General features: G+C 68.6%; 11 protein-coding genes. 2 read left to right on the forward strand and 9 right to left on the reverse strand.

Annotated features, from left to right (window positions below; genetic code table 11):
* Position 1 precedes the first annotated feature (1 nt).
* Positions 2–2,506 (forward strand): heavy metal translocating P-type ATPase, encoded by a 2,505-nt coding sequence (locus BAU07_RS15565; RefSeq protein ID WP_066659376.1) that lies wholly within the window; start codon positions 2–4, stop codon positions 2,504–2,506.
* Here BAU07_RS15565 and BAU07_RS15570 read toward each other — a convergent pair whose 3' ends face one another.
* From BAU07_RS15570 to BAU07_RS15610, 9 genes are all read right to left on the reverse strand, one after another.
* The gene (locus tag BAU07_RS15570; RefSeq protein WP_066659377.1) at positions 2,507–3,943 is read right to left on the reverse strand and encodes an MmgE/PrpD family protein; all 1,437 of its coding nucleotides are present in this window, start codon (positions 3,941–3,943) and stop codon (positions 2,507–2,509) included.
* 38 nt (positions 3,944–3,981) lie between these two features.
* Positions 3,982–4,977, reverse strand: coding sequence for a Bug family tripartite tricarboxylate transporter substrate binding protein (locus tag BAU07_RS15575; RefSeq protein WP_066659382.1), 996 nt, complete (start codon positions 4,975–4,977; stop codon positions 3,982–3,984).
* 113 nt (positions 4,978–5,090) lie between these two features.
* A complete protein-coding gene (locus BAU07_RS15580) occupies positions 5,091–6,467 on the reverse strand; it encodes an MmgE/PrpD family protein (RefSeq protein WP_066659384.1) in 1,377 nt (458 codons plus the stop codon).
* Positions 6,468–6,551: 84 nt separating this feature from the next.
* Positions 6,552–7,967 (reverse strand): MmgE/PrpD family protein, encoded by a 1,416-nt coding sequence (locus tag BAU07_RS15585; RefSeq protein WP_066659386.1) that lies wholly within the window; start codon positions 7,965–7,967, stop codon positions 6,552–6,554.
* A 37-nt stretch (positions 7,968–8,004) separates the two neighbouring features.
* Positions 8,005–8,970, reverse strand: coding sequence for a Bug family tripartite tricarboxylate transporter substrate binding protein (locus BAU07_RS15590; RefSeq protein ID WP_066659391.1), 966 nt, complete (start codon positions 8,968–8,970; stop codon positions 8,005–8,007).
* Between the two features lie 20 nt (positions 8,971–8,990).
* Positions 8,991–9,851, reverse strand: a complete 861-nt coding sequence (locus BAU07_RS15595) for an N-acyl homoserine lactonase family protein (RefSeq protein ID WP_066659393.1) — start codon at positions 9,849–9,851, stop codon at positions 8,991–8,993.
* On the reverse strand, positions 9,829–11,286 hold the full coding sequence (locus BAU07_RS15600) for an MmgE/PrpD family protein (protein ID WP_066659395.1): 1,458 nt from the start codon (positions 11,284–11,286) through the stop codon (positions 9,829–9,831). The genes BAU07_RS15595 and BAU07_RS15600 overlap by 23 nt, the downstream gene beginning before the upstream one ends.
* A 30-nt stretch (positions 11,287–11,316) precedes the next feature.
* Positions 11,317–12,357 carry a tripartite tricarboxylate transporter substrate binding protein gene (locus tag BAU07_RS15605; RefSeq protein WP_232338140.1) on the reverse strand — a complete coding sequence of 347 codons (1,041 nt, stop codon included), beginning with the start codon at positions 12,355–12,357 and terminating at the stop codon, positions 11,317–11,319.
* Positions 12,354–14,369: an NAD(P)/FAD-dependent oxidoreductase gene (locus BAU07_RS15610; protein WP_066659397.1), complete on the reverse strand. Its 2,016-nt coding sequence runs from the start codon at positions 14,367–14,369 to the stop codon at positions 12,354–12,356. The genes BAU07_RS15605 and BAU07_RS15610 overlap by 4 nt, the downstream gene beginning before the upstream one ends.
* 298 nt (positions 14,370–14,667) lie before the next feature.
* On the opposite strand from BAU07_RS15610, the gene BAU07_RS15615 reads away from it, so the two are divergent.
* Entirely contained in the window at positions 14,668–15,603 is a 936-nt protein-coding gene (locus tag BAU07_RS15615; protein ID WP_066659399.1) for a LysR family transcriptional regulator, read from the forward strand.
* Positions 15,604–15,633: the final 30 nt, after the last annotated feature.

Raw genomic sequence — 15,633 nt, forward strand, 5'->3', positions numbered from 1 at the left:
AATGCCGGACATGAGCAGAAAGACCGTACCCATCCTTGTCCGGGCCGAAACGCCGCACACCCACGTCCACCGCAGCGGGCACGACCATGGGTATCACCATGGGCATGACCACGGCCATGATCATCGACATGACCATGGAATCGGCCATGGCCATCACCAAGGGGACGGCGGCCATTGCTGCGGACATACGCACGCGAAGCAAACGGGGCCGCATACAGAGCCGCATACGGGGCCGGATGCAGGGCACGATGCGCGGCACGCCGCCGATGTGACCGCGCCGCGCAACGGGGCCGCCGCGGCCGCCTTGCCGCTGGAGCCGGGCACGGTGCTCACGCGCATACGGATCGCGCAGATGGACTGCCCCACCGAGGAAACGCTGCTGCGCAAGCGGCTGGGCAACGTGGCCGCGGTACGCGCGCTGGACTTCGACCTGATGGCCCGCGTGCTGTCCGTGGTCCACCAGCCGGAGGCGCTGGACGAGGTATTGGACGGCATCCGGGCGCTGGGCATGACGCCCGACGTGCTTGCCGCCACGCCGGACCGGGCAGGCCCGGCCAGCGCGCCGGCCGCGGCGGAACCTCCGCGCTGGAAGCTGCTCGCGCTGGCGGGCGTGCTGGCGGCGCTGGCCGAAGCGGCGCATTTCGCCGGCGCGGCCGACGTGGCCACGGCGGTACTGGCCCTCGGTTCCGTACTCGCATGCGGGCTGAACACCTATCGCAAGGGCTGGATCGCCGTACGCAACGGCAATCTGAACATCAACGCCCTCATGAGCATCGCGGTTACCGGCGCCGCCATCATCGGCCAGTGGCCCGAAGCGGCCATGGTGATGTTCCTGTTCAATGTGGCCGAGCAGATCGAGGCCCGTTCGCTGGACCGTGCCCGCCATGCGGTGCGCGCCCTGCTCGACCTGGCGCCCCCGACCGCCACGCGCCGCCAGGCCGATGGAAGCTGGGCCGACGTGGCCGCCGCCGAACTCGCCGTGGGCGACATCGTCCGAGTGCGGCCGGGCGAGCGCATCGCCGCGGACGGCATCGTGACGTCCGGCCGCTCGTCGGTCGACCAGTCGGCCATCACCGGCGAATCGCTGCCGGCAGACAAAACCCCCGGCGACACTGTGTACGCCGCCACCGTGAACGCCCAGGGTTCGTTCGAATACCGCGTCAGCGCGGCGGCGCAGGATACGACGCTGGCGCGCATCATCCATGCGGTCGAACAGGCGACGGCGCGGCGGGCGCCTATGCAGCGCTTCATCGACCGGTTCTCGCGCGTGTACACGCCGGCGGTAGTGGGCGTGGCGGTGCTCGCGGCCTGCGTGCCGCCATTGCTCTGGGCGCAGCCGTGGACCGAGGCGGTGTACCGCGCGCTCGCGCTGCTGATCATCGCCTGCCCCTGCGCCCTCGTGATCTCGACGCCGGTGACCGTCGTCAGCGCGCTGACGGCAGCGTCCCGGCGCGGCATCCTGATCAAGGGCGGGGTCTACCTGGAGAACGGCCGCAAGCTGCGCTGGCTGGCGCTGGACAAGACCGGCACCCTGACGCACGGCAGGCCGACCCTGACCGATTTGCAGCCGGTCGGCGGTGCCGCCGCCACGATGCCGGTCGATGAACGCGCACGCGCGCCCGGGGGCGGCGCGATGAAGGAAAACGAGGCGGCAACCTCCGGCACGGCGCGGGCCGCGCGCCTGGTCGCCAGCCTGGCGGCGCGCTCGGACCATCCCGTGTCACGCGCCATCGCGGCGGGGCACGCAGGCGAATTGCACCTTGTCGACGACTTCGCCGCCCTGCCCGGCCGCGGCGTCACCGGCCGCATCGACGGCCGCCAGTACCACCTGGGCAATCGGCGCTTGATGGACGAACGCGGTGCTGCCACGCCGGCGCTGGTCCAGGCCCTCGACGCGCTGGAGGCGGAAGGCAAGACGGCGGTGGCGCTGTGCGATGAAAGCGGCGCCCTCGCCGTGGCGGCCGTGTCCGATACGGTACGTCCCGCCAGCCGCGCCGCCATCCAGGAACTGCATGCGCTGGGAATCCGGACGCTGATGCTTAGCGGGGACAACACCGCCGCGGTGCGCACGGTCGCGGGCGAGCTGGGCATCGATGACGCACGCGGCGATCAGTTGCCGGAAGAGAAACTGGCCGCCCTCGAATCGCGCATGGGCGATGGACTCGTCGGCATGGTCGGTGACGGCATCAACGATGCGCCGGCGCTGGCGCGCGCCGACATCGGCTTCGCGATGGGCGCGGCCGGCACGGGCACCGCAATCGAGACGGCGGACGTGGCCCTGATGGACGACGACCTGCGCAAGATCGGCGACTTCGTCCGGCTGTCGCGCGCCACGCATGCGGTACTGGTGCAGAACATCGCGCTGGCGCTGGGCATCAAGGCCGTCTTCCTGGGTTTGGCCCTGGCCGGCATGGCCACCCTGTGGATGGCGGTCTTCGCCGATGTCGGCACCAGCCTGCTCGTCGTGGCCAACGGCATGCGGCTGTTGAAGAAGTCCCCGGCCTGATCACAGCACGGCGGGCTCGAGGGCGATGACCTCGGCCTCGGCGAGCGCGGCGTTCAGCGGCGCGATCGAGCGCGCATCGAAGGCCCCGTTCGCCAGATCGAGGATACGACGCGCCGCCGGTTCTCCCACCGCCGCGCTGCCCAGGGACAGGTACTTGCGCTCGATTTCCGCATGGGGCATGGGGTTCTCCGGCATGCCCAGCGAATACTCGATACGTCGCGTCAGGCGCCTGCCGTCGCGCATTTCCAGCGTGACCCTGCCGCCGTAGATCGCCGGGTATGCACGGTCGATTTCCGGGTCTATTTCGATGGCCACGCGCGCGGCCAGATCCACCACGTCCTCCTCGACGATGCGTTCAGGCGTGAACTGCTCCAGATAGGCCTGGCCGTCCGCCAGCGCGACGGCGATGTTGTACTGCAGGCTCATCTGCGCATTCAGGACCGAGTCCGCACGGTAGGTAAACCCGGTCTGCGTGTTCACGACCGCGGGAATGCCCGCGACGATGCGCGCGACGTCGGCCGCTTCGACGGCATGCTCGCGCCGCAGCGCCAGAACGGCGTCCACGCAGGCGTGATTGCTGCCGCAGCAGGCGTACGGCTTGAAGCAGGTGGCGTCCGTATGCCAGCGCGACCCCAGGCCTTCGGTAATCATGCCGGGACGGGGATCGTCGGACATGCCGAAGAGAAAACCGCCGTCCTCGGCCTCCAGGATGTAGCGCGGGCCGGCGAAGCCGCGCGCGGCCAGCAACGCGGCCGCCACCCCTGCCTCGGCCGAGCGGCCCGGATGCATGCGCTTGCTCATCCCGCCGTCCGCGGTAAAGGCCCAAAGGCCGGCGGATTGCGTCCCGGCCAGGCCCAGGGCGCTGGCCGTGGTCTCGGCATCCAGGCCCAGGATGACGCTGGCGGCGGCCGCCGCAGCAAAGGTCCCCGTCGTGCCCGTCAGGTGCCAACCGCGCATGCGCGCGCGGCTGGGATTGGCGGCCTGGCTGACCCGGTTCATGGTTTCGTAGCCGGCCGCCATGGCCGTCATGACCGTCGGCCCGTCGGCGCCCTCGCGCTCCCCGAGCGCCAGCACGACGGGCAGCACGAGGGCGCCCGGGTGGATCTTGGCGCGGCTATGGTCGTCGAAGTCGAAACTGTGTATGGCGGTTCCTGCGGCCAGCACGCTGTTGCCCACGCTGACACGCGCCTGCCCGCCCCACAGGCCCGCTTCCGCCGGCCCGCCCCGATCGCGCGCGTAGTCGCGCATGATGCCGCCCCAGGGCGTGGCCAGGCCGTACAGCCCGCAGCCCAGGCCATCGACCAGCGCCTTGGCCAGCACGTCGCGCGTGGCGGCGGGGACCGAAGCGGGCCGCAGGTCGGCGATGAAGCTCGCCAGCGCCATCGTGATGCCGCGATGCTCGCGCGACAAGCGCTTCCACGATTCCAGATCATCCATGGGTCTCTCCTGTGATCAATGCCGGGGCCGCTCGCCCTTCAGTCCGCCTTGCCGCCGGAGGCCCGCGCCACCTCGCCCCACCGCACCGTCTCGGATTTCATGAACGCGGCGAAGGCCTCGGGCGACGGCTGCACGAAGGGCTCGATGCCCAGCTTGGCCAGGCTGGCCTTGACGTCCGGCGACTGCACCGTCTGCACCAGCGCCTGGTACAGCTTGTCGACGATGGGCTTGGGCGTCCTGGCGGGCGCCATGACGGCGAACCAGTTGAAGGCCAGCACCGTCGGCAAGCCGCCTTCAGCGGAGGTCGGCACGTCCTTCATGACGTCGGCACGATGGGTATTCGTCACGGCAATGGCGCGCAGCTTGCCCTCGGTCACCATGGCGTAGAGCGCGGGCAGGTCGACGATGATGCCGTCGACATGGCCGCCCACCGCATCGGTGATGGCCGGGCCGGCGCCTTTGTAGGGCACGTGCACGATACGGCCCTTCGAGGCGATTTTCAGCAGTTCGATGGCCAGGTGCGGCAAGCCGCCGTTGCCCGACGAGGAAAACGTCACCTCGCGCGTGCGGGACAGCGCGACCAGCTCCTGCAGCGTCCTGGCCGGCACCTTGGGATTGAGCGCGATCAACTCGGGCGTCGCCGCCACGGTGGTGATGCCGACGAGGTCCTTGAGCGGGTCGAACGGCATGTTGCTGTAGGTGTGCGGGCTGATCGCCAGCGGACTGGCGCTGCCCAGCGTGATGGTGTAGCCGTCGGGCGCCGCACGCACGGTGTAATCGGTGCCGATGATCGCATTGGCGCCCGGCCGGTTGTCGACGACGACGCTGGTCCCCAGGATTTCGCCCAGCTTGGGCGCCAGCAGGCGCGCGACGATATCGTTGGAACCGCCAGGCGGAAAGCCCACCACCATGTGGATCGGCCGCGAGGGGTAGCTGTCCTGTGCCCGCGCGGGCTGCGTCGAAACGGCCAGGACGGCCAGGCAGGCCAGCGCGGACAGGCCGCGCAGGGCCGAGGATTTGAACGTATGCAGCATGTCAGTTGTCTCCATGGCGTTTTATGTTGTGTCCGTGCAGGCATTGTCCCGGTCGCCGCCGCATCCGCCCATCGTTGTGATGGCCGACATGCGGACCGGCGGCGCCCCGCCGTTCAGGCGGACCCGGCCCCGCCCTGCCCCTTCTGGGAGCCGCCGAGCAGGCGCATCAGTTCGCCGACATCGCCGCAGCGCTCGATGTCGGCCACCTGGTCGGCCACCTGGGCGGCGCGAGCGGCGCCCAGGACCGGTATGGCCAGGCTGTCGAACTTGGCGCGCAGTTCCTCGTCGGACATGGCGTTCTGGATGGACCCCTTGGGATAGTCGACCTGGGACCGGTACGTACTGCCATCCTCCATTTCCATCGTCATGAGGCAGGACACCCCGCGCGGCAGGCTCTCGTCGACCGTGATCTCCACCATTTCGGACAGCTTCTTCAGCATGGGCTCCTTCAGCCGCGCGTTGTTGTACTGGGGAAAGAGCGCCTGGCCGTCGGTCAGCGCCACCGCGACCGAATACGGCAGGCTGACCTGCGCCTCGTGGTAGGTCGTCGGGTGGGCGTTCTGGTGGTACAGCGCCCAATCGGGATGGCGCGCCATGCGGATGCGCTTGATGCGGTCGAGGTCGGGCGCATGCTTGCGGCGGATATCGAGGGCGCAATCGATGGCGTTGTGGATCGGGCGGGCGCAGGAATACGGCTTGAACTCGATGTCCAGCACATAGGGCTGGTCCAGGTCCTTGACCAATTGGCTTGGATCGCTGCTGTCGGTGAAAGCCTTCAGGAATCCACGTTCGCCCTCGAAGATGGTGGCCGCGCCGGTAAAACCCAGCTGCGCCATCAGCGCCGCGGTCACGCCGTTGCGCGACGCGGGTCCGGGGTTGAAGCGCTTCTGCATGGAAGGCCCGTACATCTCCATCAGCCCGCCCGATTGCGCGCCCGCCAGGCCCAGGGCCGAGACGATCTGCTCGGCGGACAGGCCCAGCAGCCTGGCCGATGCGACGGTGGCGCCGAAGATGCCGCAGGTCGGCGTGGTGTGATACCCGCGATTGCGCAGCGATACATTGGCGGCCTTGCTGACCCGCTCCATCGCCTCGCAGCCGGCGGCCAGCGCGGCCAGCAGCGCCTTGCCATTCGCCTTCACGCGCTCGGCGGTGGCGAGCGCGGCCGAATAGACCGGCGGACTGAAGTGGAACAGCGCCAGCACGTCGATGTCGTCCAGTTCAACGCTGTGCGACGAAATGGCGTTGGCGAAGGCGGCCTGCATGGCAGGCACGCGCGTGCCGTCGCCGATGAGCGTCGCTTCCGGGTAGCCGCCGCTCGACTGGGCGAAACGGCGGGCGATCTCGCCGCTGCCGGTCTGGCTGCCCGCCACGGCCACGCCCAGGTAGTCCAGCAGCAGGCGTTTGACGGCCGTGCGGCTGGCATCGGACAGCGTGGCCGCATCGAAGGAAGCGAAATGGTCTGCGAGTCGTTCGGATAAGGTCTGGGACATGATTTTCCGGTGAAGCGTCAAGGAAGGAATTCGATCGAAGTGCTGTTTGGAATCAGTGGTTGATCCGGGGCCGGCGGCTGGCTTTCAAGGCCGGGACGCGGCCGCTCGCGGGGCTGCCAGCAGGGCGATGAGCGGCGCGACGTCGTCCAGCGTGTCGAGCGAATCGCACAGCCGCACGACCGTATCGATGTCCCGCGGCGACAGGCAGGACTCGACCACATTGCGGAACTTGTATTCGACGTCCGCGGCGGACAGCGGATTCTCCGGACTGCCGCGCCGGTTCAGGATGCGGTGCTTGAAGGACCTTCCGTCCCGGGTGCGCAGCGCCACCGTGGCGGCGTGGCGAAAGGCCGGCCCCATCGCGTCGATCTCCGGATCCTCGTAGGCATGAATGCGCCCGATGAAATCCATCAGTTTGGGATCGGCCAGGCGATCCTCGCGATACTGGCTGACGAAGGCGACGCCGTCGTGGGCGATTACCGCCAGGCCGTAGTAGAGGTTCATCTGCGCCGCCGTCACGCCTTGCGCCTTGTAGTCCCAGGCGCAATGCACGAAGGTCATGTGGCTCACCCCCACATCGACCGCCGCGATATCGTCCGGCGCCAGCCCGTGGGTTGTCATCAGATGCGTCAGCGCGTCCAGGGCGGAATGGATGCTGGTGACGCTGGCGTGCGGCTTGTAGCCAACCTTGGCCGTTTCCCACTCGCTGCCCAGGCCGTCGGTCAGCCGCGCCGGACGGGGCTCGTCCGAATACACGGCCAGGTAGCCGCCGTAGCTGGCTTCCAGGACATCGGTGATGCCGGTGAAACCCTTGCCCGCCAGCAGCGCGGAATACACGCCGCTTTGCGCGGCGCGGCCTGAATGGAAGCGCTTGACCATGGCCCCTTCCTGGGCCGCCATCAGGCCGCCCGCCTGCGATCCCACGATGCCGAGCGCGTGCTGCATGCGCGCCGCGTCCAGCCCCAGGCTCTTGCCGGCGCAGGCCGCGCCCACGAAGGCGCCCGACGTTCCCTGCGGGTGGAAGCCGCGGAAAAACAGGCTCATGGTCGCGGCATTGCCGACCCGTGTGCCGATCTCGTAGCCCGTGGCCATGGCCGTGATCAGGTCGCGGCCGCTCCACCGCCCGTCGCGTTCGGCGAACGCCAGCGCCACGGGCAAGGCGATCGAGCCCGGGTGAACGATCGATTCCTTATGGATGTCGTCCAGCTCGAAGGCGTGTCCGGCGGTCGCGTTGACCAGCACTGCGTCGGCCACGGAGGACTTGCGGCCCGTGCCGAACAAGGATGCCACCGGCGCGGCGCCCGCCTCGTCCACCATGGCCTGTACGTGCTGCGTCCACGGCAGCGTCGCGCCGAACAGGCAGCACCCTATGCTGTCCAGCGCGCTGGTCTTGATACGCGCCACCACCTCGGCGGGCAGGTCGTCGTAGCGGATGGAGGCGGCGAAAGCGGCCAGGTCCCGGGTTGCATCCGCCAGCAGCGGCGGCTTGGAACTGCTCATGGAAAGATCTCCTGTGTTGCGCGAGGGCGCGGCCGCGCTACTCGATATGGGTGCCGGAAGCCGCGATGGCCTTGGACCAACTGCTGGCCTGCGAGCTCAGGAAGGCCTGCGCCTGCTGCGGACCTTCGTTGATGATGCTGACCCCGGCGTTGCGCAGCCGCTCTTGCAGATCGGGCGCTTGCAGCGCCTGCGAGAACTTTTCGGCCAGCGTCTTGACGATGGGCGCGGGAAGCTTGGCCGGCCCCAGCAGCATGTACCAGGTCGAGACCGCATAGCCAGGCACCCCGGCTTCGGCCAGCGTCGGGATATCGGGTGCGATGGGCGATCGCTTGGCGCCGGTCTGGCCCAGCGCGCGCAGGCGGTTGTCGCGGATATACGGCAGGCTCTCGGAGATCGGCAGCATGGTGATGTCCACGCGCTTGCCCAGCATGTCGGCCATCGCGGCGCCGCCGCCCTTGTACGGCACATGCAGGTATTGCAGCCCGGACATCGATTTCAGGACCTCCGTGGCCAGGTGCGAGGAGCTGCCGTTGCCGGAGCTGGCGAAGCGGATGGCGTCCGGCTTCTGCTTGCTGGCCGCCACCAGTTCGGCCATCGTATGAATCGGCAGATCGGGCCGCACCATCAACACCAGCGGCGCCTCGCCCACCAGCGCGATCGGCGTGAAGTCGCTGAGCTTGTATTCGACCTTGCGGTACAGGCTGGGATTGATGGCGATACCCGGCGTACTGAACAGCAGCGTATAGCCGTCGGCCGGCGCGGTCGCCGTGGCGTCGAACGCCAGGTTGCCGCCCGCGCCCGGCCGGTTTTCCACCACGAAGTTGAAGCCGGAGAGTTCGCTGACCTTCTGCGTGACCATGCGGGCGACGATGTCGGCGCTGCCGCCGGCCGGAAAGGCGACCAGCGTACGGATGGGCCGCGACGGATAAGTGTCTGCATGCGCGCCCGGCGCGATGGCGGCGGCCAGCAGGATGCCGGCGGCCAGCGTTCGTATCGATTTCATGGTTGTCTCCTTGCTTCTGGTTATGAGCCGCCGGTTCCGGACCCTGCCTCCCGCGGCTGCGATGGCGCCACGTCCAGCCGCACCGCGATGTCGCGCAGCTCGGGCGACACGGCGGGATAACGTTGCATGACGAGCGGATCGTGGCCGGGGACGATATGCGCCGGGCTATCGGCCAGCCGTTCCAGCGTGGCATAGCCCTCGACGGCCTGCCCGACATGGAACACGGTGGTGAACACGCGGCGCTTTTCGAAGTGCTCGTAGAAGTGGCTGGTATCCGAGGCCAGCACGACCCAGCCCCGGCGGGTATGCACGCGCACGCACTGCAGGCCGTGCGTATGGCCACCGATGTGATGCAGGCTCAGGCCCGGGGCAAGCTCGGCGTCGCCCGCGTGGAACACCACGCGGTCCTTGTAGACCATGCGCACCATCCCGGTGACCTCGTCGACCTCGTAGCCGTGGTTGAACTGGCGATGGCGCATGTGGCGGCCGGTGGCGTAGGCCATTTCGGCGTCCTGCAGGTGAAAGCGCGCGGCCGCGAAGCTGTCGAACGTGCCGACATGGTCGTAATGCAGGTGCGTGATGATCACGTCGCGCACCTGGGCGGCTTCAACGCCCAGCATGGCCAGTCCCTCGGCCGGCGTACGCAGCAGCGTGCGCCCGCGCTTGCGCGCGACATCGGGGCCGAAACCGGTATCCACCACGTATTCGCGCCCGTCGCCGCGTACCAGCCAGACGTAATAGTCCATGGGCATGGGCGCGTCGTGCGGATCGCCGCCCACGAAGTAGTTCTGGCGCCGCCCCTCGCGCGTGGCGTAGCGGATCGCGTAGACCTCGTAGTCGGGCAAGGAGGATGAAGAGTCAGGAGTTGTCAGCGGGCTCATTTCGTCGGCGGCTCGGGGATGCAAGGCTGCGGGTTGGAGGTGGATGCCCGGAAACAGCGGGCCGCAGCAGCGCGGCCAGTGCGTCGAGCGAGGGCGCGGAGTGCAGGTCCATGACGCCGTCGCGGATGGCGTCGCAAGCTGCGCCGTACAAGGGCGCGGCCACCGCCCGGAACTTGGCGGCGATGTCGTCTTTCGACATCGGGTTTTCCGGCTCGCCGCGGGCGTGGTCCAGCACATGGCGCAGCACCCGGCCGTCGTGCAGCATGATGGCCACGTCGGCGGGCCGCCGGTCCGGATAGCCGGCATCCAGCGCGGCGTCGGCGCTCACGGAGATGCGCGCCATCAGCGCCCGCACGCGCGCATCGGACAGCATCGCGTCGGTGTAACGGGCCGGGGTGGCGTCGCCGGCCACCAGCATGACGGCGATGGAGAAGGCAATGGAAAACTGCGCCTGGTCGCCGTTGCGCGGCGGTTCGATCGCCGCCGCATGGGTGACGGTATCGACCTTCACATCGATGGCGGCGATCTGTTCCAGCGTGGCGCCATGCCGGCGCAGCGCGTCGCCCACGGCGTCGATGGGGGCGTGGTTGCCCCGGCATCCGCCATGGGCCTTCAAATACGTCTCATCGATGTGCCACCGCATGCCCAGGTCACGGGCGGCTGCCGCGGCATCGGCCGCGCCGGCGAAGGCGGGCAGAAAGCCCGTCTCGAAGATATCGGCGGCGCCGGTCGCGCCCTGTTCGGCATACAGCGCCGCCAGCAATCCGCCTTCGCAGCTACGGCCGACCTGCAACGGCTGGCTGTCCGCGCTCTTCAGGGCCGCCTTCAGGCCCGCGCCGTGGCTGCATGCGATGGCGATGGCGTGCGCGGCACGGTCGGCCGGCAAGTCCAGCAAGGTCGCCGCGGCCGCCGCCGTGGCGGGCGCCGCCAGTATCGCCGTGCTCTGGAAGCCGCGCCGCACCGTCGCCGGGTAGATGGCGCGCCCCAGCCTGAGGAAGACTTCGTAGCCATTGGCCACGGCGGCGATCAACGCGGCGCCGGACGCCCGGCGCGCCTGGGCCAGCGCCATGGCCGCCGGAATCACGGCCGACGAAGGGTGCCCGCCCGTGTAGCGGGAGCCATCCTCGAAATACGTGGAGTGCGCCACGGCGCTATTGATGATGGTCGCGTCGCGCAGGGAACGCGCCTGCGTCGTTCCCCAGATGCCCACGCTGCCCGGCTCCGGCAACAAGGACAACAGGCGCGCGTGGTTGCCCGCCAGCACGCCGCTGCACGAAGCGGCCAGCACATCCAGCACGCGCAGTTTTACCGCCTCGGTCACCGCGGGCGGCATTGCCGCATGGCGCGATCCCGCCACGAAAGCCCCCAGCTGCCGGGCCAGCAGGCCTGTAGCGGACGAGGCTGTCCCGTCGACGGTTTGCGCTTGCGTGCTCATGCGGGGCTCCCTGTGCATGTGGACCGGCTCCTAGTCCAGCTTCAGGCCGATGGCCTGGATGACGCCATGCCATTTCTCGACCTCGGCGCGCACCTTGGCGCTTGCGTCGGCCGCGCTGTCACCGATGACTTCGGCGCCCTGCTCCGCGAAAAAAGCCTGGATCTCCGGCGATCCCAGGACCGCGACCACATCGGCATTCAGCTTCTGCACGACCGCGGGCGGGGTGCCGGCGGGCGCGAACAGGCCATACCAGGTATCGGCTTCGTAGCCCTTGAGGCCGGCTTCCGACAAGGTGGGCAAGTCGCGCAGCATCGCCGGCCGCGCCGCGCTGGTGGAAGCAAGGCCGATCAGCTTGCCGGACTTGATATACGGCAGGACCACGGGCGCATTGGCGATCATCATCTGTACCTGGCCGCCCAGCAGGTCGGTCATGGCGGGGCCGCTGCCCTTGTACGGCACGTGCGTGATGGAAACTCCCGCCATGCTCTTGAAGATCTCCGCCGCCAGGTGCGGCGGCGTGCCGTTGCCGGGAGAGGCGTAGTTCAACGCACCGGGCCTGGCCTTGGCCAGCGCGATCAGTTCCTGCACCGAGCGTGCCGGTACGGCGGGATTGAGGACCAACACATTGGGGGTATTGGCGACCAGCGTGATGGCGGCGAAGTCGCGGACCGCGTCATAGGGCAGGTGCTTATACAGGCTCTGGTTGATGGCATGCGTGCCCACCGTGCCCAGCACCAGGGTGTAGCCATCCGCGGGCGCGCGCGCCGCGGCTTCCGTGCCGATGTTGCCGCCCGCCCCGGCGCGGTTCTCGACGATCACCGGCTGGCCCCACTTTTCGCCCAGCTTCTGCGCCACCGGGCGGGCCAGGATATCGGTGCCGCCGCCCGGCGGAAACGGCACGATCAGGCGTACCGGCCGGTCCGGGAAGCCTGCGGCCGCATCGGCGGCTTGTGCGGGCCCGCCCGTCAGCGCACCGGCCAGGGACAATAGGCCGGCGCCGAGCGACAGCGCGCGCACCATCATCCGGCGCAACAGGCATTTCTTCCTGTTCATCTCGATGTCCTTATTCATGACCATGCCGGGCGGTCCGCGCAACCGCGGTCAGCCAGGCGAGCCCGCTCGTCCACGCTCAATGCCACCATCCAGGCATCCCGCACGGCCGCGAGGAAATCGCCGGGTGCGTTGCAGTCGCCGATCCGCGCATATGGGACACCGGTCGACGCCACGGCCGGCATGACATCCACGTTCGGCCGCGGCCCCGTGGCGAAGACCAGCATGTCGCCCACGGCGATGTCGCGCGGCCCTTCGCCCTCTACCTGCACGTCCAGCGTTTCCCCCTCGGCCCGCACGATGCGGCAGCGCGTGATCAACCGCACGCCATCGGCGGCCAGGCGCTCCACCAGCTCGAATTTGTTGTTGCGCGCCATGCCGCTCGCAATACCGGCCTGCATCTCCAGCACGGTGACGCGCACGCCGCGTACGCGCAGCGCATCGGCGGTCTCCGCACCCACCATCCCACCGCCCACGATGGTGACGCGCGCGCCGTGTGGCACCGCGTCCAGGTCGGCCAGGACCTCCCAGGCATGCGACACCCGCACGTGGGCCGCCAAGGCGCTCACATCCAGCGGGGGCGGCGCCGGGCGGGCACCCGTGGCGACGACGATATAGTCCGGCCCATAGGCCTGGATGCGCGCGGCATCGGCGTCCAGGCCCAGGCGCACCGCCACGCCCATGCGCTGCACCGTCTGCCACCGATAGCTCCACACCGGCTCGACTTCGGTCTTGTCCGGCGATGCGGTCGCCAGCGGCATCTGGCCGCCTGGCCGGGTGTTTTTCTCCCAGACCTCCACCGTGTGGCCGCGCCCCTTGAGCACGCGTGCGGCCTCGATGCCGGCCACGCCGCCGCCCAGCACCAGCACGCGCAGACGCCGGCCAGCCGGCGCCTCGAACAACTGCGGCTCGGCGTACTCCAGGCTTTCGAACTCCGTGCCCATCATCGGGTTCTGCACGCAGGCCACGTCCTTCTCGAGCGTCAGGCGCTCGAAGCAGACATTGCAGGCGATACAGGCGCGTATCGGCGCGTCGACCTTGCCGAAGGCCTTCAAGGCCCAATGCGGGTCGGAGTACAAGGCGCGGCCGATGGACACGAAGTCCGCGCTGCCGCCTGCCAGCATGCGTTCGGCATCCTCCGGCTGCACCATGCGCCCGGCCACGAATACGGGAATGCCGACGGCCTGCTTGATGGGCCTGGCCACATCCGCCAGGCAGCCTCGCGGAAACGAGGGTGGCTGTATACAGAACTTCGAAAGCTGCGGGCTTTCGTTGCTGCCCCCGGACAGGTCGATGGCGTCGGCGCCCGCCCGCTCCACCGCCTGCGCCAGCGCGATGATGTCGGCCTGGCCGTACCCGCCCTCGGCGAACTCGCTGGCGCTCAGGCGTATCACCAGCCGCAGGGCGGGCAGGTCGTCACGCATGCGGGCGATGGTTTCCAGCAGGAAGCGCATGCGGTTCTCGATGGAACCGCCGTAGGCGTCCTCGCGCCGGTTGATGCGCGGGCTGAAGAACTGCTGGAACAGATAGCCATTGGCCGCATGGATCTCCACGCCGTCGTAGCCGGCCAGCCACAAGCGCCGCGCCGCGGCGACGAAAAGCTTCTGGATTTCGATGATCTCCGCGACGGCCAACGGCCTCACGGTGTCTCCGGTATTGGGATTGGCCCACGCCGACGGGCCCACCGGTTCCATATTCAGCACCGAGCGGCGCAGCAGCGCGCCCCGATGATTGAGCTGGCCGAACACGTGGCAGTCGTGGCGCTTGATCGCCTCGACGATGGCCGCCAGGCCGGGAATGAAGCGGTCGTGGTAGCAGCACAGGGAATTGTTGTGGGGCCGCGCCTGCTCGGTCACCACCATGGCCTCGGTCATGATCATGGCCACGCCGCCGCGCGCCCGTTCCGCGTAGTACTGCTTGTCGCGCTCCGTGGACAGCCCATCCGTGGTGCTGTAGTTGGTGCCCATCGGCGCCATCACCACACGGTTCTTCAGGCGCAGTCCGCCTATCAGCCCGGGCCGTTCCAACAGCATGCCGTTGTCTCCTCATCGTTATCGCGTGGCGGCCCGGCCTGCCGTCTGGCGGCCGCCGAACCTCATCGCTGCAAGGAGTCTAATTGCGCTCCATATGTCGATCAATCCGGGAAAAATAAAAACACTGATGAACTGAATTCAATAAAATGCCCGGACGGTCTTCGCTGTCCGCACGCCGGCATCCCGGCGAAGCGGCGAGCGCCGGGATGCATTCGCCGGATAATTTCACCCCCGGGAACGGCCAATTCGATAGAATGCGCCTCACTGCTGATTTCGGATCAACAATCAGGGCGGGCCGATGGAGAACCTCAATGCGTTGCGCGTCTTCGCCAAGGTCGCGGAAACCCGCAGCTTTACCGATGCGGCCAAGCATCTCGGGCTGACCTCATCCGCGGTCAGCAAGGCCATCACGCGCCTGGAACAGGAACTGGGATTGCGGCTGCTACACCGCACGACCCGGTCGGTCGGCCTGACCAACGACGGCGCCAGCTTTTTCGAGCGCTGCCAGCAGATCCTGGTCGACGTGGAAGACGCCGAGAACGCGCTGAACCGATCGCGGGCCGCACCGCACGGGCGGCTGCGCGTCCATATGCCGGTCGGCTTCGGCCGCCGCGTCATCGTTCCGGCGCTCAGCGGATTCATCGAACGCTATCCCGACCTGGTGCTGGACGCGGAACTCAGCGATCGCATGGTGGACCTGGCCTATGAGGGCATCGACGTCGCCGTGCAGATCGGCGAACTGGCCGACGCACGCCTGATCGCGCGGCGCCTTTGCAACCTGCGCTTCGTCGCCTGCGCCTCGCCGGATTACCTGGCGCGCCATGGCGAACCGCTCAGCCCCGAGGAACTGGACCGTCATCATTGCCTGGCCTATGTGCTGATGCATACGGGCCGCTACCGCGAGTGGCAGTTCGTCAAGGATGGACGGACCTTTGGCAAGACGGTGTCGGGCCGCCTGAACCTGAACAATGCGGAATCGCTGCTGGAAACGGCCACGGCCGGCCTGGGCATCGCGATGATCAGCAACTTCATCGCCGCCGACGCCTTGCGCGACGGACGGCTGCGCGCGATCCTGACCGACTACGTCGCCCTGGGGCCCCAGGTTTCCGCCGTCTACCTGCCGAGCAAGAACCTGTCTCCCAAGGTGCGCGCCTTCGTCGATTTCCTGACCGACCTGATTTCCAGCAACCCGCACTGGGACGAGGCCGGCGGCGGCCTGCCGTATCGCCGCTGAGGGGCGCTACGCCTGTCGGTATACTGCGCG

The sequence above is a fragment of the Bordetella flabilis genome (assembly GCF_001676725.1).
Lineage (GTDB): Bacteria > Pseudomonadota > Gammaproteobacteria > Burkholderiales > Burkholderiaceae_B > Bordetella_C > Bordetella_C flabilis.

Bases quoted from the DNA above. Each gene is read 5' to 3' on its own strand.
- BAU07_RS15565 (WP_066659376.1), top strand. From the start codon at position 2: ATGCCGGACATGAGCAGAAAGACCGTACCCATCCTTGTCCGGGCCGAA.
- BAU07_RS15570 (WP_066659377.1), bottom strand. From the start codon at position 3,943: ATGGATGATCTGGAATCGTGGAAGCGCTTGTCGCGCGAGCATCGCGGC.
- BAU07_RS15575 (WP_066659382.1), bottom strand. From the start codon at position 4,977: ATGCTGCATACGTTCAAATCCTCGGCCCTGCGCGGCCTGTCCGCGCTG.
- BAU07_RS15580 (WP_066659384.1), bottom strand. From the start codon at position 6,467: ATGTCCCAGACCTTATCCGAACGACTCGCAGACCATTTCGCTTCCTTC.
- BAU07_RS15585 (WP_066659386.1), bottom strand. From the start codon at position 7,967: ATGAGCAGTTCCAAGCCGCCGCTGCTGGCGGATGCAACCCGGGACCTG.
- BAU07_RS15590 (WP_066659391.1), bottom strand. From the start codon at position 8,970: ATGAAATCGATACGAACGCTGGCCGCCGGCATCCTGCTGGCCGCCGCC.
- BAU07_RS15595 (WP_066659393.1), bottom strand. From the start codon at position 9,851: ATGAGCCCGCTGACAACTCCTGACTCTTCATCCTCCTTGCCCGACTAC.
- BAU07_RS15600 (WP_066659395.1), bottom strand. From the start codon at position 11,286: ATGAGCACGCAAGCGCAAACCGTCGACGGGACAGCCTCGTCCGCTACA.
- BAU07_RS15605 (WP_232338140.1), bottom strand. From the start codon at position 12,357: ATGAATAAGGACATCGAGATGAACAGGAAGAAATGCCTGTTGCGCCGG.
- BAU07_RS15610 (WP_066659397.1), bottom strand. From the start codon at position 14,369: ATGCTGTTGGAACGGCCCGGGCTGATAGGCGGACTGCGCCTGAAGAAC.
- BAU07_RS15615 (WP_066659399.1), top strand. From the start codon at position 14,668: ATGGAGAACCTCAATGCGTTGCGCGTCTTCGCCAAGGTCGCGGAAACC.